The 24,388-nt window shown below is 57.7% G+C and carries 23 protein-coding genes; 18 read left to right on the top strand and 5 right to left on the bottom strand.

Features of this window, described 5'->3' with window-relative positions:
- Positions 1 to 11: 11 nt before the first annotated feature.
- On the bottom strand, positions 12 to 917 hold the full coding sequence (locus tag ACK4HJ_RS12890) for an alpha/beta fold hydrolase (protein ID WP_409832031.1): 906 nt from the start codon (positions 915 to 917) through the stop codon (positions 12 to 14).
- A gap of 75 nt (positions 918 to 992) precedes the next feature.
- Positions 993 to 1,739 (bottom strand): ribosome biogenesis GTP-binding protein YihA/YsxC, encoded by a 747-nt coding sequence (yihA, locus tag ACK4HJ_RS12885; protein ID WP_409832028.1) that lies wholly within the window; start codon positions 1,737 to 1,739, stop codon positions 993 to 995.
- Positions 1,740 to 1,811: 72 nt separating this feature from the next.
- Here yihA and ACK4HJ_RS12880 point away from each other — a divergent pair, with 72 nt between their 5' ends.
- The 5 genes from ACK4HJ_RS12880 (at position 1,812) to ACK4HJ_RS12860 (ending at position 7,962) form a co-directional block, all read left to right on the top strand.
- Entirely contained in the window at positions 1,812 to 2,453 is a 642-nt protein-coding gene (locus ACK4HJ_RS12880; protein ID WP_409832026.1) for a c-type cytochrome, read from the top strand.
- Between the two features lie 148 nt (positions 2,454 to 2,601).
- Positions 2,602 to 4,755, top strand: coding sequence for a cytochrome c biogenesis protein ResB (locus ACK4HJ_RS12875; RefSeq protein ID WP_409832023.1), 2,154 nt, complete (start codon positions 2,602 to 2,604; stop codon positions 4,753 to 4,755).
- Positions 4,752 to 6,089, top strand: a complete 1,338-nt coding sequence (gene ccsB / locus ACK4HJ_RS12870) for a c-type cytochrome biogenesis protein CcsB (RefSeq protein WP_409832020.1) — start codon at positions 4,752 to 4,754, stop codon at positions 6,087 to 6,089. Before ACK4HJ_RS12875 ends, ccsB begins: the two co-directional genes overlap by 4 nt.
- A gap of 146 nt (positions 6,090 to 6,235) precedes the next feature.
- Positions 6,236 to 7,240 (top strand): protein-methionine-sulfoxide reductase catalytic subunit MsrP, encoded by a 1,005-nt coding sequence (gene msrP, locus ACK4HJ_RS12865; RefSeq protein ID WP_409832018.1) that lies wholly within the window; start codon positions 6,236 to 6,238, stop codon positions 7,238 to 7,240.
- Between the two features lie 83 nt (positions 7,241 to 7,323).
- Entirely contained in the window at positions 7,324 to 7,962 is a 639-nt protein-coding gene (locus ACK4HJ_RS12860) for a sulfite oxidase heme-binding subunit YedZ (RefSeq protein WP_409832016.1), read from the top strand.
- Between the two features lie 89 nt (positions 7,963 to 8,051).
- On the opposite strand, the gene ACK4HJ_RS12855 is transcribed toward ACK4HJ_RS12860, so the two are convergent.
- Positions 8,052 to 8,876: an MBL fold metallo-hydrolase gene (locus ACK4HJ_RS12855; protein ID WP_409832013.1), complete on the bottom strand. Its 825-nt coding sequence runs from the start codon at positions 8,874 to 8,876 to the stop codon at positions 8,052 to 8,054.
- A gap of 133 nt (positions 8,877 to 9,009) precedes the next feature.
- Entirely contained in the window at positions 9,010 to 9,231 is a 222-nt protein-coding gene (gene lptM, locus ACK4HJ_RS12850; protein ID WP_409832011.1) for an LPS translocon maturation chaperone LptM, read from the bottom strand.
- A gap of 12 nt (positions 9,232 to 9,243) precedes the next feature.
- Here lptM and cyaY point away from each other — a divergent pair, with 12 nt between their 5' ends.
- The gene (cyaY, locus tag ACK4HJ_RS12845) at positions 9,244 to 9,573 is read left to right on the top strand and encodes an iron donor protein CyaY (protein WP_409832008.1); all 330 of its coding nucleotides are present in this window, start codon (positions 9,244 to 9,246) and stop codon (positions 9,571 to 9,573) included.
- Between the two features lie 102 nt (positions 9,574 to 9,675).
- Here the strand turns inward: cyaY and ACK4HJ_RS12840 are convergent, their stop codons facing one another.
- Entirely contained in the window at positions 9,676 to 11,994 is a 2,319-nt protein-coding gene (locus tag ACK4HJ_RS12840) for a penicillin-binding protein 1A (protein ID WP_409832005.1), read from the bottom strand.
- 348 nt (positions 11,995 to 12,342) lie between these two features.
- Between ACK4HJ_RS12840 and ACK4HJ_RS12835 the strand changes: the two genes are divergently transcribed.
- The 12 genes from ACK4HJ_RS12835 (at position 12,343) to ACK4HJ_RS12780 (ending at position 24,272) form a co-directional block, all read left to right on the top strand.
- Positions 12,343 to 13,422, top strand: coding sequence for a pilus assembly protein PilM (locus tag ACK4HJ_RS12835; RefSeq protein WP_409832002.1), 1,080 nt, complete (start codon positions 12,343 to 12,345; stop codon positions 13,420 to 13,422).
- A complete protein-coding gene (locus ACK4HJ_RS12830) occupies positions 13,419 to 14,033 on the top strand; it encodes a PilN domain-containing protein (protein ID WP_409831999.1) in 615 nt (204 codons plus the stop codon). The genes ACK4HJ_RS12835 and ACK4HJ_RS12830 overlap by 4 nt, the downstream gene beginning before the upstream one ends.
- A 2-nt stretch (positions 14,034 to 14,035) precedes the next feature.
- Positions 14,036 to 14,707 (top strand): type 4a pilus biogenesis protein PilO, encoded by a 672-nt coding sequence (locus ACK4HJ_RS12825; RefSeq protein WP_409831996.1) that lies wholly within the window; start codon positions 14,036 to 14,038, stop codon positions 14,705 to 14,707.
- Complete coding sequence (locus ACK4HJ_RS12820; RefSeq protein WP_409831993.1) at positions 14,704 to 15,246, top strand: pilus assembly protein PilP; 543 nt, start codon at positions 14,704 to 14,706, stop codon at positions 15,244 to 15,246. Before ACK4HJ_RS12825 ends, ACK4HJ_RS12820 begins: the two co-directional genes overlap by 4 nt.
- Complete coding sequence (gene pilQ, locus ACK4HJ_RS12815; RefSeq protein ID WP_409831990.1) at positions 15,243 to 17,399, top strand: type IV pilus secretin PilQ; 2,157 nt, start codon at positions 15,243 to 15,245, stop codon at positions 17,397 to 17,399. The genes ACK4HJ_RS12820 and pilQ overlap by 4 nt, the downstream gene beginning before the upstream one ends.
- Before the next feature lie 293 nt (positions 17,400 to 17,692).
- Complete coding sequence (locus ACK4HJ_RS12810; protein WP_409831987.1) at positions 17,693 to 17,818, top strand: hypothetical protein; 126 nt, start codon at positions 17,693 to 17,695, stop codon at positions 17,816 to 17,818.
- 26 nt (positions 17,819 to 17,844) lie between these two features.
- Positions 17,845 to 19,038: a hypothetical protein gene (locus ACK4HJ_RS12805; RefSeq protein ID WP_409831984.1), complete on the top strand. Its 1,194-nt coding sequence runs from the start codon at positions 17,845 to 17,847 to the stop codon at positions 19,036 to 19,038.
- 147 nt (positions 19,039 to 19,185) lie between these two features.
- Positions 19,186 to 20,277 (top strand): 3-dehydroquinate synthase, encoded by a 1,092-nt coding sequence (gene aroB / locus ACK4HJ_RS12800; protein ID WP_409831981.1) that lies wholly within the window; start codon positions 19,186 to 19,188, stop codon positions 20,275 to 20,277.
- Between the two features lie 331 nt (positions 20,278 to 20,608).
- Positions 20,609 to 21,766: a deoxyguanosinetriphosphate triphosphohydrolase gene (locus ACK4HJ_RS12795; protein WP_409832184.1), complete on the top strand. Its 1,158-nt coding sequence runs from the start codon at positions 20,609 to 20,611 to the stop codon at positions 21,764 to 21,766.
- Between the two features lie 135 nt (positions 21,767 to 21,901).
- The gene (locus ACK4HJ_RS12790; RefSeq protein ID WP_409831978.1) at positions 21,902 to 22,531 is read left to right on the top strand and encodes a DUF1415 domain-containing protein; all 630 of its coding nucleotides are present in this window, start codon (positions 21,902 to 21,904) and stop codon (positions 22,529 to 22,531) included.
- Positions 22,531 to 23,475: a class I SAM-dependent methyltransferase gene (locus ACK4HJ_RS12785; RefSeq protein ID WP_409832181.1), complete on the top strand. Its 945-nt coding sequence runs from the start codon at positions 22,531 to 22,533 to the stop codon at positions 23,473 to 23,475. The genes ACK4HJ_RS12790 and ACK4HJ_RS12785 overlap by 1 nt, the downstream gene beginning before the upstream one ends.
- Positions 23,476 to 23,561: 86 nt before the next feature.
- Positions 23,562 to 24,272, top strand: a complete 711-nt coding sequence (locus tag ACK4HJ_RS12780; protein WP_409831975.1) for a transposase — start codon at positions 23,562 to 23,564, stop codon at positions 24,270 to 24,272.
- Positions 24,273 to 24,388: the final 116 nt, after the last annotated feature.

The following is a 24,388-nucleotide window of genomic DNA, read 5'->3' as shown; positions in this document are numbered from 1 at the left end:
GCTAGCAGCTATCACTTGGATAGCAAAAGGCGCCGCAGTTCCATCGCCACGCGCTCCGGGTGTTCGTGTACCACCCAGTGCGTTGCCTGCTCCACCTTCTGCAGCGTCAGCTGTGGAATCCACCCTGGCAAACCGTCCAGAAGCCCTGGCAGCAGGGCCGGGTCGTCCATCGCCCACAGCACCAGCGTGGGCACGGTCACCGTCAGCATCGATTCAGGCAGCGTGATCGCTTGCGCGCCCCGGTCGCCGTCGCGCGGTGGGCGGATGGGGCTGGCGCGGTAGTAGTTGCACGCGCCGGTCAGCCCTTGCTGCCACAGCGCACGGTACTGCGCTCGGACGGGCTCGGTCAGCCAACTCGGAGGCTGGCCCGCGGGGTCATCGAAGAAGGCAAACAAACGCCTGAAGCCGTCTTCGGCCAGCAGCGCCTCGGCGTCCGGGCGGCACAGGAAGTGCATGTACTGGCTGGCGGCCTGCTGCGCGGCGTTCTGCGACAGCTCGCGCACAAACGCGCCGGGGTGGGGCGAGTTGATGATGGCCAGCCGCTTCATCAACTCAGGTTGCTGGTTGGCCAGGTTCCAGGCCACCGCGCCACCCCAGTCGTGCGCCACAAGGCATTCCAGCACGCCGCCCGGGGCCTCGGTCGCAATCAGCGCTGCCAGGTCCTTTACCAAGTGTTTGGCACGATAGGCCTCCACCTCCGCTGGGCTGCTGGACGGACCAAAGCCCCGCAGGTAGGGCGCGATGCAGCGGTAGCCGCCGTTCTCGGGGCGGGAAAAGTGCAGCAGCAGCTCATCCCAGATGAAAGCGCCTTCCGGAAAACCATGGAGAAACAGCAGCACCGGGCGGCCCGCCACGCCACTCACACGGCAGTGCAGGGTGATGCCATGGGCAAGAGAAACGGAGCGGGTGTCGATCATGGCGCTGTCCATTGAGGCTGTCTGAGGAGCTATCGAATTTATAGCTTCCAGCGCTTGATGGATAAGCGCTGGAGCCTATTTGGGCTCTAAATCTTGGGGCGCGGTTTCGGCGGGGGTGTTGGGCTCTGCCGGGGCCGGGGGCGCGGCCACACCCGCAGGGTGCGCCCATTGCCACAGCAGCTGGGCCACTTCGTCCACGCCCTGCTTCTTGAGGGCCGAGAACATCATCACCTCTCCGCCGGCCGCGTTCAGTCGCGTAATCGACAGGACCTTCGCTTGTTCCGAGCGTGTGAGCTTGTCCGCCTTGGTCAGCAGGATGAGGAACTTCAGGCCTTCTTCGACACGTGGGCGCAGCACTTCGAGCAGGGCCTCGTCCAGCTCGGTCAATCCGAGCCGCGGGTCACACAGCAAGACGATGCCGGTGAGCCCGGGGCGGCTGACCAGGTAATTGACCATCACCTGCTGCCAGCGCACCTTCTCGGACCGCGACACCTTGGCGTATCCGTAGCCCGGCAGATCGGCCAGCACCGCATCGGTCACGCCGTGCTTGCCTAGTGAAAACAGGTTGATGTGTTGCGTCCGCCCGGGCCGTTTGGAGGCAAAGGCCAGCTGTTTTTGCTGCGTGAGCGTGTTGATGCAGGTGGACTTACCCGCGTTGGAGCGGCCCACAAAAGCAATCTCGGGCACGTGGATGGGCGGCAGGTGGTGCAGCTGGGCCGCAGTGGTCAGAAAGCGCGCAGTGTGCATCCACCCCATGGCGATCTTGGCGTCGGGTGCGGGCGGAAGGGAGCCAGCAACTGGCGCAGAGGAAGAGGTCGTCATGGGATATTGGGAGGCTTGGGAGCCTCATTGTAGAATCGCGAGGTTTTGCGCACATAAACATACACCCTCGATATGAAGTTGCTCGCCTCTTTGCTGACGGCTGCCGTACTGGCAGCACCTGTTCTTTCGGCCTATGCAGCGGGGGAAGCTCCTGCGGCGCCCCCCAAGGCGGCCAAGCCGGATCTCGTGAAGGGTGAGGCCAGCTATACGGCCGTGTGCGCCGCTTGCCATGGCGCGGATGGCAACTCGGCCATCGCGGCCAACCCCAAGCTCTCGCAGCAGCACCCGGAGTACCTGGTCAAGCAGCTGCAAGAGTTCAAAACCAGCAAGCGCAAGAGCGCCATCATGAAGCCCTTCGCGGAAGCCCTGAGCGACGACGACATGCGCAACATCTCGTACTGGGTCACCTCCAAGGCCGCCAAGCCCGGCTTTGCAAAAGAAAAGGAACTGGTCAGCCTGGGCGAGCGCATCTACCGCGGCGGCATTGCAGACCGCAACATCGCGGCTTGCGCCGGCTGCCACAGTCCCAACGGCGCAGGCATCCCCGCGCAGTACCCCCGCCTGTCGGGCCAGCATGCCGACTACACGGCCGCGCAGCTGGTGATGTTCCGCGACGGCACGCGCGCCAACAGCGCCCAGATGACCCAGGTGGCCGCCAAGCTGAACGACAAGGAAATCAAGGCCGTGTCGGATTACATCGCTGGCCTGCGCTGACTGACCCTCGTCAAACCGTGGCCTGGTTGACCGGGCTGCGTGGAACCTACCGCCAATAACAAACCCAAAACGGGCGGGTCCATCCAAGCGATGGTCCCGCCCTTTTTTCTTTCGGTTCCCCCCGCGTTCCAGACCCTCATTCCACCCCATGTCCGACACCACCCAAGGCCTTCGCATCCAGTCTGGTTCCCAGGCCTGGCGCGCCGCCATCGAACTGCTGTCGTCCATGCGGTTCGCCATCTCGCTGCTGACGGTGATCTGCATCGCATCGGTCATTGGCACGGTGCTCAAGCAGCATGAGCCTGCGGTGAACTATGTCAACCAATTCGGGCCTTTCTGGGCTGAGCTGTTTGGCGCCATCCAGCTCAACGCGGTGTACAGCGCGTGGTGGTTCCTGCTGATCTTGGCGTTTCTTGTCATCAGCACCTCGCTCTGTATTGCCCGCAACACGCCCAAGATCCTGGTGGACCTGAAGGCCTACAAGGAAAACATCCGCGAGCAGAGCCTCAAGGCCTTTCACCACAAGGCCGAAGCGACGCTGCCCGATTCCGCAGAGGCCGAGGCGCGCCGCATCGGCACGCTGCTGGCGGGTGGCGGATGGAAGGTGCGGCTGCAGCAACGCGACACCAGTGCCGGCCCCGGTACGGGCTGGATGGTGGCGGCCAAGGCGGGCGCAGCCAACAAGCTGGGCTATATAGCCGCGCACAGCGCCATCGTGCTGGTGTGCGTGGGCGGCCTGCTCGATGGCGACCTTGTCGTGCGCGCGCAGATGCTGCTGGGCGGCAAGTCGGTATACACAGGCGGCGGGCTGATCGCGGACGTGAAGCCCGAGCACCGCTTGTCCGAGCGCAACCCAACCTTCCGCGGCAACCTGCTGGTGGCTGAGGGCACGCAGTCCAGCACCGCCATCCTGAACCAATCCGACGGGGTATTGCTGCAGGATTTGCCGTTTGCCATCGAGCTCAAGAAGTTCATCGTGGAGCATTACTCCACCGGCATGCCCAAGCTGTTCGCCAGCGAAATCATCATCCACGACAAGGCCACGGGCGAGAAGACGCCCGCGCGCGTCGAGGTGAACCACCCGGCCAGCTATAAGGGCATCGAGATCTACCAGTCGAGCTTTGACGATGGCGGCTCGCTTCTCAAGCTGCGGGCCGTGCCCATGGTGGCGGGCGCCAGAGGATTTGATGTGGAAGGCGTCGTGGGCAATTCCACTCAGCTGGTCAACAACGGCGGCGGTGCTGGGGCCGACACGCTTACGCTGGAGTTCACCGCGCTGCGCACCATCAACGTCGAGAACTTTGCGGATGCAGGTGCCAGCGGGTCGGACGTCGATGTGCGCAAGGTGGATCTGCGCGAGTCGCTGGAGTCTCGACTGGGCGCGGCCAACAAGACAGTGACCAAGAAGGAACTGCGCAACGTGGGCCCCAGCGTGACCTACAAGCTGCGCGACGCGGCGGGCCAAGCACGCGAGTTCCACAACTACATGCTGCCCGTGGACACGGGCGACGGCGTGGCTGTGTTCCTGCTGGGCGTGCGCGAAACCCCGTCCGAGCCTTTCCGCTATCTGCGCATACCGGCCGACGAACAGGGCGGTATGGACGGATTTCTGCGCATGAAGGCCGCGTTGGCCGATGCGCCGACGCGCGAAGAAGCCGTGCGGCGGTATGTGGCCCAGGCCATCGACAGCTCGCGGCCCGACCTGGCCGACCAGCTGTACCAGTCCGCGCTGCGCGCTCTCTCGTTGTTTGCGGGCCAGGGCATGGTGGATGGCAAGCCCACGGGCGGCTTGCAGGCGGTGTCCGACTTCATGGAGGCCAACGTGCCCGAGGCCGAGCGCGCGCGTGCGGGCGAGGTGCTGGTGCGCATCCTCAACGGGACCTTGTTCGAGGTCGCGCAGCTGTCGCGCCAGCGCGCGGGCCAACCGCCCCTGCCGCAAGACGAGCAGACACGCGCCTTCATGACCCAGGCGGTGCTGTCGCTCAGCGACGCGCAAATCTACCCCGCGCCGCTCGCATTTGAACTGAAGGACTTCACCCAGGTGCAAGCCAGCGTGTTCCAGGTGGCGCGCGCCCCTGGCAAGAACATTGTCTATCTGGGCTGCGCCTTGCTGATCCTGGGCATTTTTGCCATGCTGTACGTGCGGGAGCGGCGCATCTGGGTCTGGGTGGCGCCGCAGGGCGACCGCACCCACGCCACCATGGCACTGTCCACCAACCGCAAGACCCTGGACGGCGACCAGGAGTTTGTCCAGCTCGCACAGAAACTGATCGGGGCTACGCCCCGCGAAGGCACAGCATGAACACCGCTACGACGACCACGATCACTTTGAATGAAGGCTTCTTCGCTCGCCGCAATTGGTTCGACTGGCTGTTTGCGGCTGTGGTGGTGGCCGGCGGGCTGTTTGCCCTGCAGCGCTACGGCAGCTTCATGGACGGCTACGAAAAAGGCATCCTGATCGGCACCATCCCCTGCACGATCTGGCTGTGCTGGTTCTGGCGCCCGCTGCGGGTGCTGCTGCTGGTGGTGGCGGCGGTCGCGCTGATGGCGATTGGCCTGTATCAGCAGGACGGCGCCGGCAGCCTGACGCGGGCCGACACTGTGTTCGGCCTCAAGTATTTCCTGTCCAGCCAGTCCGCCATCTTGTGGATGAGCATGCTGTTCTTCATGAGCACAGCGTTCTACTGGATCGGCATGTTCTCGCGCGGCGAGGGCCGTACCATGAGCCTCATCGGATCGCGCATCGCCTGGGTGGCGGTGGCCATGGCGCTCATCGGGTCGCTGGTGCGCTGGTACGAGAGCTACCTCATCGGCCCCGACATCGGCCACATCCCGGTGAGCAATTTGTACGAAGTGTTCGTGCTGTTCTGCTGGATGACGGCTGCGTTCTATCTGTATTACGAGGAGCAGTACGACACGCGTGCCCTGGGCGGTTTTGTGATGCTGGTGGTGAGTGCAGCCGTGGGCTTCTTGCTCTGGTACACCGTGGTGCGCGAGGCGCATGAGATCCAGCCGCTGGTGCCCGCCCTCAAAAGCTGGTGGATGAAGCTGCATGTGCCCGCCAACTTCATCGGCTACGGCACCTTTGCGCTGGCGGCCATGGTGGCCTTTGCCTACCTCATCAAGCAGCAGGCTACCGAGACGCGCTGGTACAAGCTTGCGCCGCTGTGGCTGCTGGGCGTGGTGCTGTGTTTCGAGCCCATCGTGTTTCGCCAGGGCGCGTCGGAGAACGGTGGCGGCTACTGGATGGTGTATTTCGGCATCTCAGCTTTCATCGTGGCGGGCATCCTGCTGGGCCGCAAGCGCATTGCGGCACGCCTGCCGTCGTTCGAGATCCTGGACGATGTGATGTACAAGTCTATCGCCGTGGGCTTTGCGTTCTTCACCATTGCCACCGTGCTGGGAGCCCTGTGGGCAGCCGAGGCTTGGGGCGGCTATTGGAGCTGGGACCCGAAGGAAACCTGGGCGCTGATCGTCTGGCTCAACTACGCCGCCTGGCTGCACATGCGCCTGATGAAGGGGCTGCGCGGCACGGTGTCCGCCTGGTGGGCGCTGGTGGGGCTGGCGGTCACCACCTTCGCGTTCCTGGGGGTGAACATGTTCCTGAGCGGTTTGCACAGCTACGGCACGCTGTGATGGGGTGAGGGCTCAGTCGGGCATCGGCGCAGGCGTCGGCAACTATTGCGTCGTCGGTGTAACCTGAGCGGTCTCGGGAACGAACTAGCAGTTGTGCTGCTCTACCGCTGCAGCTGTTTCCACCAGACCATGACCGGAGCCTTCCCATGCTGATCCCCCCGCGCGACTCGGGTTTCAACCACCCCCACCCCTCCGAAATCACGCCCCGTGCGGTCTATGAAGACCGGCGCCAGATGCTTAAGCTCATGGCGGGCGGTGCCGCAGGTGCTGCGATGGCGGCCTGGGCAGGCCGCGAAGCGTTGGCGCAGCAGGCCCAGGTGGTGCGGCCCAACAAGCTGGCTGCGCTGGCGGGTGCCAAGTCCACCGTGGCGGGCGCGGTCACGATGGAAAAGCTCACTGATTACAAAGACGCGAGCACCTACAACAACTTCTACGAATTCGGCACCGACAAGGCCGACCCCGCGCGCAACGCCCACACACTCAAGACCACGCCCTGGACGGTGGAAGTGGAAGGCCTGGTCAAGAAGCCCGGCAAATACGGCATCGAAGACCTGGTCAAGCTCAGCGCGCAGGAAGAGCGCATCTACCGGCTGCGCTGCGTGGAGGGTTGGTCCATGGTCATCCCGTGGGTGGGTTACTCGCTGGCCGAACTCATCAAGCGCGTGGAGCCGCAGGGCGGCGCCAAGTACGTGGAGTTTGTGACCCTGGCAGACAAGGCCACGATGCCATACGTGGGCTCGCACGTGCTGGAATGGCCGTATGTGGAAGGCCTGCGTATGGACGAGGCCATGCACCCGCTGACTCTGCTGGCCTTTGGCATGTACGGCGAAGTGCTGCCTAACCAGAACGGTGCGCCTGTGCGGCTGGTCGTGCCATGGAAGTACGGCTTCAAGAGCGCCAAGAGCATCGTCAAGATCCGCTTTGTAGAGAAGGAGCCGGCCACCGCCTGGAACAAGGCCGCACGCCAGGAATACGGTTTCTATTCCAACGTGAACCCCGATGTGGATCACCCCCGCTGGAGCCAAGCCACAGAACGGCGCATCGGTGAAGATGGGCTGTTTGCTAAAAAGCGCAAGACGCTGATGTTCAACGGTTACGAAGCGCAGGTGGGCCAGTTGTACGCTGGCATGGACCTCAAGAAGTTCTACTGACCCTTGGCTCAAAGCGCGTCAAAGCCCTCAACCCCGCGGCCCGATTGACAGGGGGCTGCGCCGGTGCCAAGGCGGTTGAATCGATGAGAAGACTTCTGCTTCATCCTGCGGCCAAGCCCGCAGTTTTTGTGCTGTGCCTGCTGCCCTTTGCTTGGCTGGTGTGGGGCGCTTTCAGCAATCAGCTGGGTGCCAACCCGGCTGAAACCCTGATCCGTTCGACGGGCGACTGGACGCTGCGGGCTCTGTGTCTGGTCCTGGCCATCACCCCGGTGCGCGTAGTCACCGGCACTCCGCAGCTGGCGCGTTTTCGGCGCATGCTGGGGTTGTTGGTGTTCTTCTACGCTGCACTGCACCTGCTGAGCTACAGCGGGTTCGACATGGGTTTTGATGTGGCCGATATCGCCCGCGACATTGCGAAGCGGCCTTTCATTCTGGTGGGGTTTGTGGCGTTCTTGTTGCTGACAGGGCTGGCGGCGACTTCGTTCAACCGTGCGATCAAGGCGCTGGGCGCGCGCCGGTGGCAGGCCCTGCACCGCGCGGTGTACGTAGTGGCGGCACTGTCCGTGTTGCACTTCTTCTGGATGCGTGCGGGCAAGAACGACTTTGGTGAAGTGGCGGTGTACGCCCTCATCCTCTCGGCACTGCTCGGCTGGCGCGTGTGGAACGCGCTGCGCAAGCGCCGCGTTGCGCGGGCGAACGCGGCGTCCGGACGCACGCTATGAAGACGCGCGGATGGCCGCTGAAAAATCAAAAATGATAGCTGCTAGCGCTTATTGGGCAAGCGCTAGAGGCCCATTTTTATAAAATCCTGTTATCCGCCGGCCCGTAGAGCGGGACGCATCTGGCGGGTCACCGGGTCGATGTAACCCGTGGGGATTTGGTAGGCGCGGTCATCAAACAGGTCAATGCCACACATCAGGTTCTCGATCCATTGGAAGAAATCATTGATGGCCGCCTTGCCCTTGATCGGTGCACCGTGCTGCGGTACCAACATCGAAATGTCGAGCTGTCGGGCCATGCGCACCCACAGTCGCAATATCTTGTTGGACACCATGTAGCGGCGGTGAAAGCCTTCCATGCGGGGGATGTGCGCTTTCAAGTCCGTGACGGGCACTCGGGCTTCTGCGCCAGACATCATCGACACGCCCAGGTCGCCCGTGAAGAGAATGCGGCTCACCGGGTCATAGAAATGGAAGTTGCCCTCCGAATGCAGGAAGTGCGCGGGCAGCAGCACCAGTTCATGCCGGCCCAGCGGCAAATGCCCGCCGCCATCCGGAACCCCGATCACGCGGTTCTCCGTCTTGCCGACCTTGGTGAAGTGGGGTGCAAAACGCTCCCACACCCGCGAAATTACCAGATTCGCCTTGGTGCTGGTCATCCACCGGTCGAGCGATGCGATGATGTCCGGGTCCGCGTGGGACGCAATCAGGTAGGAGAGCTTGTGGGGCGGGAAATGCTTGGTCATTCCCATGAACAGCTCATTGAATGCCAGGTTACCGCCAGGGTCGATGATGGCGCCCGTGTCATCGTCCACGATCAGGAACTGGTTGGCTTGCACAGCCTGGCCGTCCTCCTCGATGAGGTCGGTGAACATCAGGCAAGCGTGATTCTTGTCGCGGTAGAGTTCGAGGGCCATGGCCATCCTGCAGTGCAATAAAGCCCGCAATGTACGGCTGTGGTGTGAGAGCCCGCTTGATGGAGATCAAGCGAACTGCGGATGGGCTCGTCGTGGCTTCGCCAGTGCGAGAGTGCCGTGCCGCTGCCTTCAATCAGCGGGGGGCAGATGCCGCGGCTGCGGGGGCTTCAGGCTGCACCGTGCTGCTACCAGGGGCCCCGCGGCTGGGAGAGAGCGTTTGTGGCAAGGTCGCCCGTTGCTGGGCTGCCGGGTCAGTGGGCAAATACAGGGGACCGCGTTGGCCACAACCCGCAAGGGCTGCCGCACTGGCAGCAAGGACAACTGTCCTGACTAGAATTTGGGGAGCTTTCAACATGCGCAAATTGTAATGACCGACCTTCAATTCATGGACCACGCCGAGAAGCTGCTCTTGAGCGTAGAGCGCAGTTGCGACCTTATCAACGACACTACCGACGCCGATGTGGACGCGCAGCGTTCGGGCGGCATGGTTACGCTTACGTTTCCCAACCGCAGCCAGATCGTGATCAATCTGCAAAAGCCGCTGCACGAGGTCTGGATGGCGGCACGCTCTGGCGGCTATCACTATCGTTTTGACGGCAGCGCGTGGCAGGACACCAAGGGTGCTGGGGAGTTTTTTGCCTGTCTCAGCCGCGATGCCACGCAGCAGTCGGGACTACCCCTCACATTCAAGGCATAAGCGCAAGGCCGAAGTGGGGCGCGGGCAGGAGAAACGGCGCCGTGGTTCAAATGAGGACGGTGATCTCGGCCCGTTGTACATGAGTCCGGCGAGCGGCCCTAGTCAGTTGCGGAAGAGGTCCAGAATTCGGTTGCGCTCTTCTGACGGAGGCGGAGCCGCAGGCGTCACGGAGGACGGTGTGGTGGCGCGATCATCCAGTCCCACGCTTGCTACACCAGCATTGCGGGCGTACTCTTCGTAGAACCATTCGCCGCCCACATTGACCACGCCCGGCGGCACGGGCGTCTCCATCACGGGCACTCCCTTCAGGGCCTGCTGCATGAAGCTGATCCAAACCGGTAAGCTCAGCCCGCCACCCGTTTCGCGGTTGCCCAGATTCCTGGGCGTGTCGTAGCCAATCCAGGTGACGGCCGCTATGGTGGGCTGATAGCCAGCAAACCATGCATCCCACGAGTCGTTGGTGGTGCCGGTCTTGCCGTACAAATCCGGGCGCTTGAGCGTGCCTTGGGCGCGGGCGGCCGTGCCGGAGCGCGTGACTTCCTGCAGCAGGCTGTTCATGATGAATGCGTTGCGCGCGTCAATAGCGCGGGGCTGCTCGGTGGTCACCGGAGTCTTGGATTCAGAAATGATGCGGCCCTTGTGATCAGTGACCTTGGTGATGAGCCATGGGTTGACACGATAACCCCCGTTGGCGAACACGGCGTAGCCCGCCGCCACCTGCAACGGCGTCACCGACCCTGCGCCCAGTGCCATCGTCAGATAGGCAGGGTGCCTATCCGCATCGAAACCGAAGCGCGTGATCCATTCCTGCCCGGTCTTCGGACCAACGGCCTGAAGCACTCGTATGGAGATCATGTTCTTGGACTTGGCAAGGCCCGTACGCAGGCTCATCGGGCCGTCGTATTTGCCGTCATAGTTCTTGGGCTCCCACGGCTGGCCCCCGGTCACGCCCGCATCAAAGAACAAAGGTGCATCATTGACCACGGTCGCCGGCGTGAAGCCTTTTTCGAGCGCTGCCGAGTAGATGAACGGCTTGAAGCTGGAGCCAGGCTGGCGCCAGGCCTGGGTTACGTGGTTGAACTTGTTCTTATCAAAATCAAACCCGCCCACCAGAGCACGGATCGACCCGTTCCGAGGGTCCAATGCGACGAACGCACCCTCCACCTCGGGGAGCTGCGTAATCTCCCAGGCGTTTTTGCGCGTCCTCACCACGCGGATGACGGCTCCACGGCGGATCTTGATGTTAGGCGGGGCCTTGTCACTTAGGCCGGACTGCGCGGGCTTCAAACCCTCTCCCGTGATTTCGAGCGTGTCGCCGTTTGCGCGCGCTGCCACTATCTTGCGCGGGCTCGCCTCCAGGACCACGGCGGAGAGCACATCACCGTTGTCAGGATGATTGGCAAGCGCATCATCAATCGCGTCCTCCACCTCCTGAGCCGCACTGGGAAGCGTCACAAACTTCTCGGGGCCGCGGTACTGCTGGCGGCGTTCATAGTCCATGATCCCCTTGCGCAATGCGACGTAGGCGGCATCCTGTTCGGCAGCGTTCAGGGTGGTGTAAACGTTTAACCCTCGCGTATAGGCTTCATTGCCATACTGGGCAAAGATGAGCTGACGGGCCATTTCGGCGACGTACTCTGCGTGCACGCGGGTGTTGTCCGGTCCGGTGCGGATCTTCAGCTCTTCCTTCTTGGCCGCAACCGCTTCGTCTGCTGTGATGAACCCGTTTTCTTCCATCCGCTCGATGATGTAGAGTTGCCGCGCGCGTGCTCGTTTAGGGTTGCTGATGGGGTTGTATGCAGAAGGCGCCTTAGGCAACCCGGCAAGCATGGCGGCTTCCGCAATCGAAATGGATTTCAGAGGCTTGCCAAAATAAGCTTCGGAGGCAGCAGCAAATCCATAGGCGCGGTTACCCAGGAAAATCTGATTCATGTAAATCTCGAGAATTTGGTCTTTCGAGAGCAAATGCTCGAGTTTGAATGTTAGTAAGATTTCGTAAATTTTGCGTGTAAATGTTTTTTCTGAAGAAAGATAAACATTGCGGGCGACCTGCATTGTGATAGTAGAGGCACCCTGGCTTTTCACTTTTCCCAAGTTGGCAAGCCCAGCGCGCATTACACCTTTGTAGTCGACACCACCATGCTGGAAGAAGCGCGTGTCCTCGATCGCCAAAACTGCGTCTTTCATGACTTTAGGGATCTCGCTGATCGGTGTGAGGTTGCGACGCTCTTCCCCGAACTCTCCAAGAAGCGCGCCTTCAGCAGAGTAGACACGCAGAGGCAGCTTCGGCCGGTAGTCAGCCAAGTCTGAAATGTCAGGAAGATTGGGATAGGCCACGGCCAGCGCCACCGCGACAGTGAGCACCACGGCCACCGCGCCCGCAGTGATCAAGCCCAGCAACCAGAGCACGGCACGTAGCATCCACCGAAGCCAGATTGGCCCCCTATGCGCGCCGGCACTGGTTTTTTTATCTGAAGCAGGGGACGTAGAGGGCGCGGGCATATCGCTCCGATGAGGTAAGACCGGCCATTATAAAAATGTCCACCCGCGCTTCACGATCCTTGCACAGCGACGCCTGGGAATCTTCGTGAAAGGCATTGACTTCCCGCCAAAAGGTGTTGCAGAGCAACGAAATTTCGTCTGCTTTTGGCAACGCCACGTAGGCGTTACATAGGGAAAATTCTTTGCCCGAGAACTATCTTACTGATAGCATTCATGTGAAGTGTTAAGTTTTGTTGCCTTATTTAGGCAAGTTACAGGGGACCCATCTTGATCTCAACGGGATCTTTGTTCAGCCGCCAGTCAGCACCGCTACTGGGAATAGACATCAGCTCCTCCAGCGTGAAGTTGGTCGAGTTGGGGCGTGATAAAGCGGGAGGGCTGGTTCTGGAGCGTTGCGCCATTGAACCGCTGGAGCGAGGCTGGATCACCGACGGCAACATCGAGAAGTTCGATGAGGTCGCCGACGCGCTAAGACGGCTTGTGAAGAAAAGCGGCACCCGTACCAAGAACGTAGCGCTTGCGCTACCGCCCTCAGCAGTAATCACAAAAAAGATCACGCTGCCGGGCGGAATGACCGAGCAGGAGCTGGAAGTCCAAGTCGAGTCTGAGGCCAATCAGTACATCCCGTTCTCGCTGGACGAGGTGAGCCTCGATTTCTGCGTCATCGGCCCAAGCAAAAATGCGCCGGGCGACGTTGACGTGCTGATCGCCGCTTCGCGTCGCGAAAAGGTGCAAGACCGCCAGGGCCTGGCAGAAGCGGCCGGCCTTAAGGCCGTGGTGGTAGACATCGAATCGCATGCCTCGCGCTTGGCAGCTGGGCGCTTGATTGAAGCCCTCCCCAAAAAGGGCGTTGATGCCATGGTGGCCCTGTTCGAGTTGGGTGCCTTGACCACCAGCATGCAAGTCATCAGAAACGAAGAGGTTTTGTACGACCGTGACCAAGCTTTCGGCGGAGCCCAACTTACGCAACTAATCGTCCGCCAGTACGGATTCTCCGTGGAAGAGGCGGAAAACAAAAAACGCAGCGGCGATCTCCCCGAAGACTACCAGTCAGCAGTCCTTCGTCCGTTTGTAGACAGCATGGCTCAGGAAATCGGGAGAGCATTGCAATTCTTTTTTACTAGTACACCTCACAACCGCGTAGACCACATCATGCTTGCCGGTGGGTCGGCTCCTCTGCCAGGATTGACGGAAGCAGTCACCCAGCAAACCGGATTTGCATGCAGCGCGGTCAATCCTTTTGATGGCATGGAGATCGGAAGTTCCGTTCGACTTAAAAAAATGGTACGCGAGGCGCCGTCTTATCTGACGTCGTGCGGCTTGGCGATGCGGAGGTTCTTGCAGTGATTCTGATCAACTTACTTCCCCATAGGGAGGCCGCACGGAAACGCCGTAAAGAGGCCTTTCAGGCGACGATGTTTGCATCGTTCTTGGGAGGGCTCTTGATAGCTGGCGCCATTTACTGGTGGTTCCAGATGATGATTACTGCCCAGCAAGAGAGGAATACCTTCCTTCAGGGTGAGATAACAATTCTCGAAAATCAAATTAAGGAAATCGCGACAATTGAAGACGAGATTGCGGCCCTCAGAGCCCGTCAGAAGGCTGTAGAAGATCTGCAATCTGATCGAAATTTGCCTGTTCACTTGCTGAACGAGTTGGTGCAGCAGATTCCGGATGGTGCATATGTAACGAGTATCAAGCAGACTGATCAAGTTATTGCGATGCAGGGAGTTGCTCAATCTAATGAGCGAGTTTCGGAAATGTTGCGTAATCTGACAGACAACACTCCATGGTTATCGAAGCCTGAGCTGGTTGAGATTGTTGCAAGCAATATTGCATTGAGCTCCAGAGATCAGCGACGAGTCTCTACCTTTAACCTTCGTTTCCGTCTCATGCGGACTGGAGAGGTTCTTAAGGTGCAGGACGCGGCTAGTGCCGCTGTTGGGGTAGGGAAATAAGTATGGCGAAGAAATCGACTCCGAAATTTGATTTCGCTGCTTTTCAGGAAAACCTCGTAAGGCAGTTTCGAAATCTCGATACGAAGGATCCTTCAGCTTGGCCGCTGGCGCCGAAAGTACTGCTATGTTTGTTTATTACAATCGGTGTAGCTGTCGGTTCTTGGTTTGCCAAAATAAATGAATACGAAGCGGAATTGCAAGGTGAGGTTGCTAAAGAGCAAGCACTTCGTGCAGATTATGAGGTCAAGCTTGTGAAGGCAGTGAGTTTGGATGCTTTGAAGCGTCAACGCGAGCAGGTGCAGCAATACGTTATACAGCTAGAAAAGCAGTTGCCGAGCAAGGCTGAGATGGCTGCTCTTCTTTCCGATATAAATCAATCTGGATTGGGAAGAAGCTTGCAATTTGAATTGTTTCGACCTGGGCAAATCGTAGTACGGGACTACTACGCAGAGCTTCCCATTGAAGTGAGGGTGACTGGGAAATATCACGACATGGGTGCTTTTGCTTCTGACGTAGCTCACCTTTCACGAATTGTAACGCTCAATAATATATCTATAGCTCCATCGAGCAAAGATTCTGGCACCCTCACAATGGACGCTACTGCGCGGACTTTCCGATATTTGGATCCGGAAGAAATACAAGCGCAGAAGCAAGCAGCGGGGAGTAAGAAATGACGGTCTCTCGTACATGCGCGTTGGCTGTGTGTGCTGTTTTATTTTCGGGGTGCGGCTCATCCGGAGACGAAGAGCTGCGTCAGTGGATGTCAGAGCTGAAGGCTTCTACGAAGCCGCGTATCACTCCGTTAACTGAGCCAAAGCAGTTCCAGCCTCAAGCTTATTCGGCCGAAGGTGGTGTGGACCCGTTTAACTCTATTAAGCTGACCCAAGCCCTGCGGCGTGAGTCTAACCAATTGGCTGCTAATGCTGCGCTCATCGCTCCAGAGATGAATCGGAGAAAAGAGCCGCTGGAGGCCTTCCCATTGGATGTCATGGCGATGGTGGGAAGTCTGGACAAAAAAGGAGCTCCTACTGCGCTAGTCATGGTGGACAAGTTACTTTATCAAGTCAGGCTTGGAAATTACATAGGTCAGAATTATGGAAAGATAACTCGGATTACCGAGAATTCAATTCAATTGCGCGAAATTGTTCAGGATGCGACAGGCGATTGGATTGAGCGAACCGCAACGCTTGATCTGCAAGAGGGCAAAAAATGAAATACGGTAATATTTACTCTTGGCGCAGCTACAAGTTCGCGCTTGCATTGTCTGTGGTTGTGCTCACGCCGATTTGCGGCTGGGCGCAAACTGCCATCCAGTCCATAGTTGGCAGTACGCAGAATGGTGCTGAAGTGATTAGGATAGAATTTTCTGAAGCACCACAAGGATTGCCTACTGGCTTCTCTATCCAGTCTCCAGCGCGAATTGCCCTGGATTTTCCTGGGACTTCGAATGCCAGTGGAAAAACTGCTTTTGATGTAAATCAAGGCAATCTTAAATCCATTAATATTGCACAGGCTGGTGACCGTTCCCGTATCGTATTAAATCTTAAACAGCCAAGTGCTTACCAAGCAGAGATCCAAGGAAAATTTTTGCTCATAACCTTGGGCGGTGGATCGGTCAACGTTGCGAGTAAAAATGTCGTTTTGCAGCCTGCGCAGTCGCAAGTGTTCGCTTCAGCAGGTGACTCTGAGGTTATGCCTTTACGTGATGTTGACTTTAGACGAGGGGCGGATGGGTCCGGTCGAGTTGTAATCACCTTACCGTCAAGCCAAGTTGGAGTTGATATCCGCCAGCAAGGTAAAGGCTTGTTGGTAGACTTCCTCAAATCGTCTCTTCCTGAAGGTTTGCGACGTAAATTGGATGTCGCTGACTTTGGTACTCCCGTACAAGTCATCACCACGAGTCAGCATGGTGAGCATGTTCGCATGTTGATAGAGCCGGTAGGCGATTGGGAGCATAGTGCGTACCAAAGCGATAGTCAGTTTGTCGTAGAAGTTCGCCAGAAGAAAGTTGACTTGTCAAAATTGACACAGGGCCCCGGATATAGTGGTGAAAAACTATCGCTTAATTTCCAGAACATTGAGGTGCGGTCCCTTTTGCAGGTGATAGCAGATTTCACCAATTTCAACATCGTTACTTCAGATACGGTAACGGGGTCGCTCACTCTGCGTCTCAAAGATGTTCCGTGGGACCAAGCGCTTCAGATTATCATGGACGCTAAGGGTCTGGGCATGCGGAAGACTGGAACTGTGCTTTGGATCGCTCCAAAAGACGAGATTGATGATCGTACAAAGAAGGATTATGAAGCTGCCTTGGCGATCCAAAAGCTTGAGCCTTTGCGTACTCAGGCCTTCCAGATGAATTATGCGAAGGCTGTGGACATGGTCACACAGTTGACCACTCCAGTTGGCGGCGGTGGTGGTACTGGTACGAACAATAGGTTTCTGTCAGAGAGAGGAAGTGCTATCGCAGAACCTCGAACAAACCAGTTGTTTGTGACTGATACTGCCAGTAAGCTTGAAGAGGTTCGCCAGCTTTTGACGACATTGGACGTAGCAGTTCGTCAAGTAATGATCGAAGCGCGCATTGTTGAAGCTTCAGATACATTCGGCCGTTCTCTGGGTATTCGACTTGGGGGAACAGATCTCCGCGCTAACAGGGGCGGAGACGGCGGATACGGTATTGGAGGTAACAACCGTATCGCGTTTGGTACGAGTTACAGCAACGCAGTTGCGACAACCAGTGCCGGTGGAGAAGTAAATACGCTAGGAAATTTTGTTAATTTGCCTGCGCAAGCCCTTGGTGGGTATGATCCATCGAGTTTTGCGATCTCAATTTTTAACTCTGCCGCTAATCGATTTTTGAATCTTGAAATCTCAGCGCTAGAAGCTGACGGAAAGGGGAAGATTGTTTCCAGCCCGAGGGTGGTGACGGCAGATCAGACGAAGGCTTCCATTGAGCAGGGAACTGAATTTCCTTACCCTGTCACTGCGCCAAATGGTGGTACTGTGATCGCGTTCAAGAAGGCGGTACTGAAGTTGGAGGTTACACCTCAGATAACCCCTGAGGGAAATATTATCCTGGACTTGGATGTCAACAAAGATAGTCCTGGAGAAATTCTCAACAACGTACGAGCCATCAACACGAAGCACATCAAAACACAAGTATTGGTTGAGAATGGCGGGACTGTTGTCATCGGTGGTATTTTTGAGTTGTTTGAGGATAACAGCGAAACGAAGGTGCCGGTATTGGGCGACATTCCCGGTGTTGGGAATTTGTTTAAAACTCGAACCAAATCTGCCAATAAACAAGAAATGCTTGTTTTTATAACTCCTAAAGTTATTACCGAGCGGTCCGCGAGTCGGTAATATGGATATTTTTTGAGGTAATAAGATGAAAATGTTAATAAAGTTTTTGGCTGTATTAAGTTCAGCGCTGCTTATATCTTGCGGAGGGGGTGGCGGTAGTGCTGGCACGACACCTGGCGGAACTGCGGACAAGGCGGTTGCCAATTTCGACTATGTGCTGAACAAAAATGCGATCACTAATTCTGGCGCGGACGAGGTGACTCTTACTGCTACAGCTCTGGACGCCAACAATAATCCTGTGCAGGGGGTTGCCTTCAAGGTAAACCTTAATTCAGGTATCTACACGCCCATCAATGCAACTACAGATGAATCGGGTAAAGCGTCAGGGAAAATTTCGACTGGAGCGGATAAGTCGAATCGCAACATCGTTATCACCATGCTCATGGGGGATAAGACGAAGTCTGACGTTGTGCCTGTAACGGGTAGCAAAATCACTCTTGCTACCGTGCCTGCTGCACCTGTCCCGGGTGCCAGTGTGTCGCTTACGTTGAAGGTTGTTGACGTCAACGGCGCTGGTATTCCTAATGTTGCGCTGGGTCTGGGAGGAAGTCTCGGATTTCGAGGGACTGTCCAGACTGATATCAACGGGAATGCGACTTCGTCGATAAGCGCTGCTCCGCAGGTTGCTGGTGTATACACAGTTGAAGCCAGCGGCTCGGGCGTTACTGAAAAGCGTGATGTTCAAGTAATCAGTACTTCGGGCGGCGTCCCTGATGCAGTTGGCGAAATCTCCGCCGCGAGTTTGGCAATTACACCGAACACTATCGCGCCGAACTCTGCTGGTTCAACGACCAACCGTGCTACGCTGCGAGCACTTTTTCAAGATGGATCCAACCGTGCGATACGAAATGTGCGTGTACGGTTCGAAATCATGGAGCCTAGCCTCGGTGCAGGTGAGCAGATCTCCACCGGTTCTGCAGTGGTCTACACTGATCAGAATGGGGTCGCATCTGCTGACTATATTGCGGGTACACGTGCAAGTCCAACGAATGGCGTTGTCATTCGCGCATGCTATGCGTCAACTGACGCGGCAATCGCCGGAACGGCCTGCCCGAACTTCCGTACTGCTACGATGACAGTGGCGAATGAGCCTTTATCAATCACTTTGGGCGACAACAATAAGCTCGAAAAGGGCAATAACGAACTCACTTACATTAAGAAATTTGACGTTGCCGTGTCTGATGCTGCGGGTAACGCCGTTGCAAATGCTCAGATTTCCGCAAGTGTTGATTTGCGTGTGTATCGTAAAGCAGCGGGCATAGCTTTGGTAAATGATGCGATTGGATACACCAGCACGCCAACATATTGCCCCAACGAGGATAGTAATCGGAACGGTTTGCTCGATTCGGGAGAAGATGTGAACGGAAATGGTACGATCGAGCCGCGCAAAGCTGACGTGATTATCTCGTATGTAGGTGGGCGCGTTACCGGCGAAAACGGCCGGACAACTATCCAAGTTGAATATCCACAGAACGTAGCATATTGGATTGAGTATGCTGTTAAGGTGACCACCAGTGTCGCTGGTTCCGAGGGGGTTGTTGAAAAGGTTTACTTGACAGAGGCCTTGAAGGAGGATGTTGAAAACGGTTCCTTCCTCCGTCCACCCTATGGCGCGGGTAGTTGCACTTCCCCAAATTAAATTCAATTGATAAATTGAATAGTTAATGGATCGAATTTCAAGAGCAGCCTTTGGCTGCTCTTTTTTTGTCGGCGAGTGATCTGGTGGTTCTAATTAATCGCAGTAGTCCATAAAGTTAGAAAATTGTAGACGTGTGAGAGTATGACGATGGAAAAGGTCTTTATTCAATTGGAGGGGCGCAGTTATGAAATATGGATTGCGTCTGATTCGTCGTATCAATCGGCATTGAGCGGTGTGCTGCCATCGGCGACCTCTGCAGTAGTGGTTTCTAATACAACTGTAGCTGGTCTGTACGCAGCCGCGTTGCAAGAGTTGTTAAAGTCACATTATCCAAATGTTGACTTGATTGCTCTTCCTGATGGCGAGGAGTTTAAGAATTGGGAAACGCTAAATATAATTTTCGACTCGCTACTAAAAAATAGCTGTGATCGAAAAACCGTACTTTTTGCTCTCGGTGGGGGAGTTGTCGGTGATATAACAGGTTTTGCTGCAGCGACGTACATGCGAGGTGTCCCATTTGTGCAGGTACCCACCACGTTACTAGCGCAGGTGGATTCGTCTGTCGGAGGCAAAACCGCCATTAATCACCCGCTAGGGAAGAATATGATTGGGGCTTTTTATCAGCCCAAATTGGTTATTTGCAACCTTTCGACACTTTTAACGCTGCCTATACGTGAGCTGCGGTCGGGTGTGGCGGAAGTGCTGAAATATGGTCCAATTGCAGACATGGATTTCATGGTTTGGCTTGAGTCGAACGTTGAGAAAGTACTTGCCGGCGACATGGACGCATTGGCGCATTGTGTTCGGCGCAGCTGTGAAATTAAGGCTGGGGTCGTAGCGCAGGATGAGTGCGAATCGGGTTTGCGCGCAATTTTGAATTTTGGGCACACCTTTGGACATGCGATCGAGGCGGGTATGGGTTATGGCGTTTGGTTGCATGGTGAGGGTGTAGCAGCGGGCATGGTTATGGCAGCAACGCTTTCTCATCGCCTCGGATTAATCGATGAAAGTTTTGTACAGCGACTTGTCGCGCTGATTCAACGCGCAGGACTTCCTACTAGAGGGCCGATTTTGGATGCTGGCGACAATGCGGGACGTTATCTTGAACTAATGCGTATAGATAAGAAGGCTGAGGCGGGAGGGATTCGATTTGTGTTGATTGACGGACCTGGAAGCGCTGTCTTACGTACTGTTCCCGATTCCTTGATTAGAGAGGTGATCGACGCATGCTGCGTCTAAATACTACTTTTAATGAAGTGTGAAAATACGGTCTGCCAACGTTGTGTTTCGCCAGAAGCCCGCGCTTTTTCGCAGTGAGGTTTGCGGTATGTGCCGCATTTTGCCAGTGACCCCTGTTTCTATATAGTCTGCTCCCTCTATATAGTCTGCTCCCTCCCTCCCCATGGGCACGAGCGGCATGGATAACTTTTATCCCCGCTTGCGCTTCGGTAGGGTATTGGGGCTAAGGGTTTTTCGTGCGGTTGCCAAACCAATCTGTTGCGAATGGTGCAGAAATCCTCAACGATGGAGGTTGCCGATTTTGTTGGCTAGTGTACTCTCCGGCGCCGATCTGGCACCTTACGCATGTGATCCCGCTTTCGCCCGCGGGAGGCGGTTTTTTGAGCCTCCGGCACCAACACGCACCGAATTTCAACGCGACCGCGACCGCATCGTCCACTCCACCGCGTTTCGAAGATTGGTCTACAAGACCCAGGTCTTTCTCAACCATGAGGGCGACCTGTTCCGGACTCGACTGACGCACTCGCTGGAGGTTGCTCAGCTGGGGCGGTCCATTGCACGATCCTTGCGCATCAACGAGGATCTGGTCGAGGCGATTTCGCTCGCGCATGATTTGGGTCACACGCCGTTCGGCCATGCGGGGCAGGATGCGCTGCATGCGTGCATGGCCGAGCACGGCGGATTTGAGCACAACCTGCAGAGTTTGAGGGTGGTCGACATGCTCGAAGAGCGGTATCCGCAATTCGACGGGTTGAATCTCACTTTCGAAACACGTGAGGGTGTGCTGAAGCATTGTTCTCGGTTGCACGCGCAGGCGCTCGAGGCCCAGGAGCCCGGCGGCGTCGGCAGGCGGTTTTTGCTGCGGGAGCAGCCCAGTTTGGAGGCGCAGCTTTGCAACCTGGCCGACGAGATTGCCTACAACGCCCATGACATCGATGACGGCGTCCGCTCTGGGCTTATCACGCTGGCGCAATTGCGGGACGTGCCATTGTTCGACCGCTATCGTGCAGCCACAGAGGCCGAGTATCCGGAACTGGCGGGCCCCGCAAGCCAACGACGCTTGCTGTACGAAGCGATTCGGCGCATGCTGAGCGATCAGGTGTACGACGTGATCGACTCCACCCGTGCGGCGATTGCCGAGTGCGCGCCCGAGAGCGTGGAGGCGGTTCGCAGACGCTGCCCGCCCATGGTGAAGTTCAGCGATGGGATGCGAGAGTGCTCTCAGGTATTGAAAAAGTTCCTATTTCAAAACCTCTACCGTCACCCAAAGGTAATGGAAACCACTCGCCACGCTCAGACCATTGTCCGGGACTTGTTTGCTGCCTACACCGAATCACCGCAAGAGATGAAAGCGGCTTTTGCAGAACAGGCGTTGGTCGGTGACGGCGAAGCGCGTGCCAGGGCCGTCGCGGACTTCATTGCGGGTATGACAGACCGGTTTGCCATGCGCGAACACGAGCGCTTGACAGGGCGGCGCCTGCTGGATTGAGCCCTTCGTCCGCTAGAGCGTGGTGCCAGGCGCGCAGGTCTCAGCGCTGGCGCCCTCCAAGTCCCGCCGCGGAGACCCCGGTAAAATTCACACTCCTTCCTGCGCTCAGCGCGCGCCGCACTTCGTTCTCCCCTAATGACCTCCAACTCCTTGTTGCCCACCGCCGGCCTGGCGGATTCGGCATCTTTGTTCATTGCCGATATGGAACGGTGGTTGGAGCGGGCGGTGATCGGCTTGAATCTGTGCCCGTTCGCGAAAGCAGTGCATGTCAAAGGCCAGATCCACTATGCAGTCGTCAACGCGCAAAGGCCCGATGAAGTGCTGCGTGTGTTGCGACAGGAGCTGGCAGATTTGGCCGCAAGCCCTGAGGATGAGCGCGACACCACGCTCTTGGTGATGCCCCATGGCTTTCCGGATTTTCTGGACTTCAATGATTTTCTGGGCGAAGCGGATGACCTGCTGGAATCCATGGGGCTAGCTGGGGTGTTGCAGATTGCGAGTTTTCACCCACGGTTTCAGTTTGCCGGCACGGCCGAGGATGATGTGACCAACTGCACCAACCGGGCGCCGTACCCCACGCTGCACCTGTTGCGCGAAGCCAGCATCGACCGTGCAGTGGCAGTATTTCCCGAGGCGGAGACCATCTACGAGCGCAACATGGAGGTGCTGCAGTCGCTTGGCGGCAGCGGTTGGGCCGCGCTGGGTGTGGGGGCAACCGTGATGCCATCCGGTGACCCTGTGAAGAAGAATGGGGAGGGTGGATGATGACGCGCCAGAGCCGACGCTCAGTTGGGATCCAGAACGATGGCACGCGCGAAGCGTCTGGGCCACAACGGTCGCCGCAAGACGGCGCTGCCGCACTGCTGGACTTGCGCCCCGGCCAGTCTGTCGAATTGCTCAAGGAGCTTCACATCCTGACCCGCGACGGCCGCCTCAACCAGGACTCGCGACGCAAGCTCAAACAGGTGTACCACCTGTTCAACTTCATCGAGCCTCTCCTTCGCGATCTTGCCCAACCAGGCCGAGGCGCTACGCTGGCCGACCACGGTGCGGGTAAGTCTTATCTGGGTTTTATCCTGTATGACCTCTACTTCAAGACCGCGGAACAGGGGCACATCTACGGTGTAGAGACTCGTGCCGAATTGGTGGAAAAGTCTCGAGCACTTGCCAGCCGCCTGGGATTCGGGCGCATGTCGTTCCTCAACCTGTCGGTGGCCGAATCTGCCGATGCCCACGAACTACCGGAGCGCATTGACATTGTCACTGCGCTCCATGCGTGCGACACCGCCACTGACGACGCGATTGATTTCGGCCTCCAAAAGCGCGCGCGGGCCATGGTGCTGGTGCCTTGCTGCCAAGCCGAAATGGCCGCTTGTCTGCGTCAGGGCAAAGCCCTCCAACTGTCGCGCACACCGCTGGCGGAGCTGTGGCGGCACCCCTTGCACACACGTGAACTTGGCAGCCAGGTGACCAATGTGCTGCGCTGCTTGTATCTGGAATCCCAGGGGTACCAGGTGACTGTGACCGAACTCGTCGGGTGGGAGCACAGCATGAAGAACGAGCTCATCATCGCGCGGTACACCGGTCAAAAGAAACGCAGCGCGACGGAGCGGCTGCGCGCCATCCTTGAGCAGTTCGGCCTGGCGGAAGTGATGGGCGCACGCTTCGGCCTGCGCTCTGGCACAACGGTGGCAGACTCCCTGGCCTAGCAGCCCATTCAGCGCCATACTCCGGCTCGCAAAAATAGGGGACGGGTTTATGATCCCGGACTCCTGACTCCAATGGAAAGAATGCCATGGCCCGCTTGCCACGCCTGACTCTTCCGGACCATCTGCACCATATCCTTCAGCGCGGCAATAACCAACAGCTGGTCTTTGCCGACCATGAAGACTATGCCTTGATGCTCACGCTATTGGCCGAAAACGCTCAAAGGTACGCAGTGGCTGTTCACGCCTATGTGCTCATGGGCAACCACTTTCATCTTCTTGCCACCCCAGCCACTGCGGACGGACTGCCGCAGATGATGCAGGCGGTGGGGCGTCGCTATGTACAGGCGTTCAACCGCCGGCACAACCGGTCGGGCACGCTGTGGGAGGGCAGGTACCGCTGCACGGTGCTGGAGGCGGAGCGCTACCTGCTACCCGGCATGGTCTACCTGGACCTGAGTCCGGTGCAGGCGCGCCTAGTGGACCGCGCAGCCGACTACCCTTGGTCCAGCCATGCTCACTGGCTGGGTTTGAGAACTGAGCGGATGTTGACGCCCCATGCGCTCTACTGGGCCTTGGGCAACACGCCCTTCGCGCGTGAGGCCGCGTACGCTGCCCTCGTAGAGGCCGGAATAGGCTCAAAAGAGCAGAGCGCCCTGACGGATGCTGTGTTGGGCGGATGGGCGCTGGGGGGTGAAAGGTTTGTGGATGAGCTGCAACGCAACACGTCCCGGCGGGTGTCCCGCGGGCAAGTTGGGCGCCCTCGTTTGCCTGAAAGGTTGAATAAAAGTGCACGCTAGCGCTTATTGCAAAATGGCTGTTAGCTATCAAATTTGACTTGACCCTAATTTATAACTTGCAATATCTAACGACGTATTTAAAGGGTTCTGACCCTAATTAATATGCTTGCAGTGCA

The organism is Acidovorax sp., from assembly GCF_046294525.1.
Taxonomy (GTDB): domain Bacteria; phylum Pseudomonadota; class Gammaproteobacteria; order Burkholderiales; family Burkholderiaceae_C; genus Acidovorax.
The sequence above is the reverse complement of the archived record's forward strand: the minus strand, read 5'-3'. Positions and strand labels throughout refer to the sequence as shown.

What these genes read in the sequence shown, in the direction of transcription:
- ACK4HJ_RS12890 (WP_409832031.1), bottom strand. Translation starts at nt 917, where the DNA reads ATGATCGACACCCGCTCCGTTTCTCTTGCCCATGGCATCACCCTGCAC.
- yihA (WP_409832028.1), bottom strand. Translation starts at nt 1,739, where the DNA reads ATGACGACCTCTTCCTCTGCGCCAGTTGCTGGCTCCCTTCCGCCCGCA.
- ACK4HJ_RS12880 (WP_409832026.1), top strand. Translation starts at nt 1,812, where the DNA reads ATGAAGTTGCTCGCCTCTTTGCTGACGGCTGCCGTACTGGCAGCACCT.
- ACK4HJ_RS12875 (WP_409832023.1), top strand. Translation starts at nt 2,602, where the DNA reads ATGTCCGACACCACCCAAGGCCTTCGCATCCAGTCTGGTTCCCAGGCC.
- ccsB (WP_409832020.1), top strand. Translation starts at nt 4,752, where the DNA reads ATGAACACCGCTACGACGACCACGATCACTTTGAATGAAGGCTTCTTC.
- msrP (WP_409832018.1), top strand. Translation starts at nt 6,236, where the DNA reads ATGCTGATCCCCCCGCGCGACTCGGGTTTCAACCACCCCCACCCCTCC.
- ACK4HJ_RS12860 (WP_409832016.1), top strand. Translation starts at nt 7,324, where the DNA reads ATGAGAAGACTTCTGCTTCATCCTGCGGCCAAGCCCGCAGTTTTTGTG.
- ACK4HJ_RS12855 (WP_409832013.1), bottom strand. Translation starts at nt 8,876, where the DNA reads ATGGCCCTCGAACTCTACCGCGACAAGAATCACGCTTGCCTGATGTTC.
- lptM (WP_409832011.1), bottom strand. Translation starts at nt 9,231, where the DNA reads ATGTTGAAAGCTCCCCAAATTCTAGTCAGGACAGTTGTCCTTGCTGCC.
- cyaY (WP_409832008.1), top strand. Translation starts at nt 9,244, where the DNA reads ATGACCGACCTTCAATTCATGGACCACGCCGAGAAGCTGCTCTTGAGC.
- ACK4HJ_RS12840 (WP_409832005.1), bottom strand. Translation starts at nt 11,994, where the DNA reads ATGCTACGTGCCGTGCTCTGGTTGCTGGGCTTGATCACTGCGGGCGCG.
- ACK4HJ_RS12825 (WP_409831996.1), top strand. Translation starts at nt 14,036, where the DNA reads ATGGCGAAGAAATCGACTCCGAAATTTGATTTCGCTGCTTTTCAGGAA.
- ACK4HJ_RS12820 (WP_409831993.1), top strand. Translation starts at nt 14,704, where the DNA reads ATGACGGTCTCTCGTACATGCGCGTTGGCTGTGTGTGCTGTTTTATTT.
- pilQ (WP_409831990.1), top strand. Translation starts at nt 15,243, where the DNA reads ATGAAATACGGTAATATTTACTCTTGGCGCAGCTACAAGTTCGCGCTT.
- ACK4HJ_RS12810 (WP_409831987.1), top strand. Translation starts at nt 17,693, where the DNA reads ATGCAACTACAGATGAATCGGGTAAAGCGTCAGGGAAAATTTCGACTG.
- aroB (WP_409831981.1), top strand. Translation starts at nt 19,186, where the DNA reads ATGGAAAAGGTCTTTATTCAATTGGAGGGGCGCAGTTATGAAATATGG.
- ACK4HJ_RS12790 (WP_409831978.1), top strand. Translation starts at nt 21,902, where the DNA reads ATGACCTCCAACTCCTTGTTGCCCACCGCCGGCCTGGCGGATTCGGCA.
- ACK4HJ_RS12785 (WP_409832181.1), top strand. Translation starts at nt 22,531, where the DNA reads ATGACGCGCCAGAGCCGACGCTCAGTTGGGATCCAGAACGATGGCACG.
- ACK4HJ_RS12780 (WP_409831975.1), top strand. Translation starts at nt 23,562, where the DNA reads ATGGCCCGCTTGCCACGCCTGACTCTTCCGGACCATCTGCACCATATC.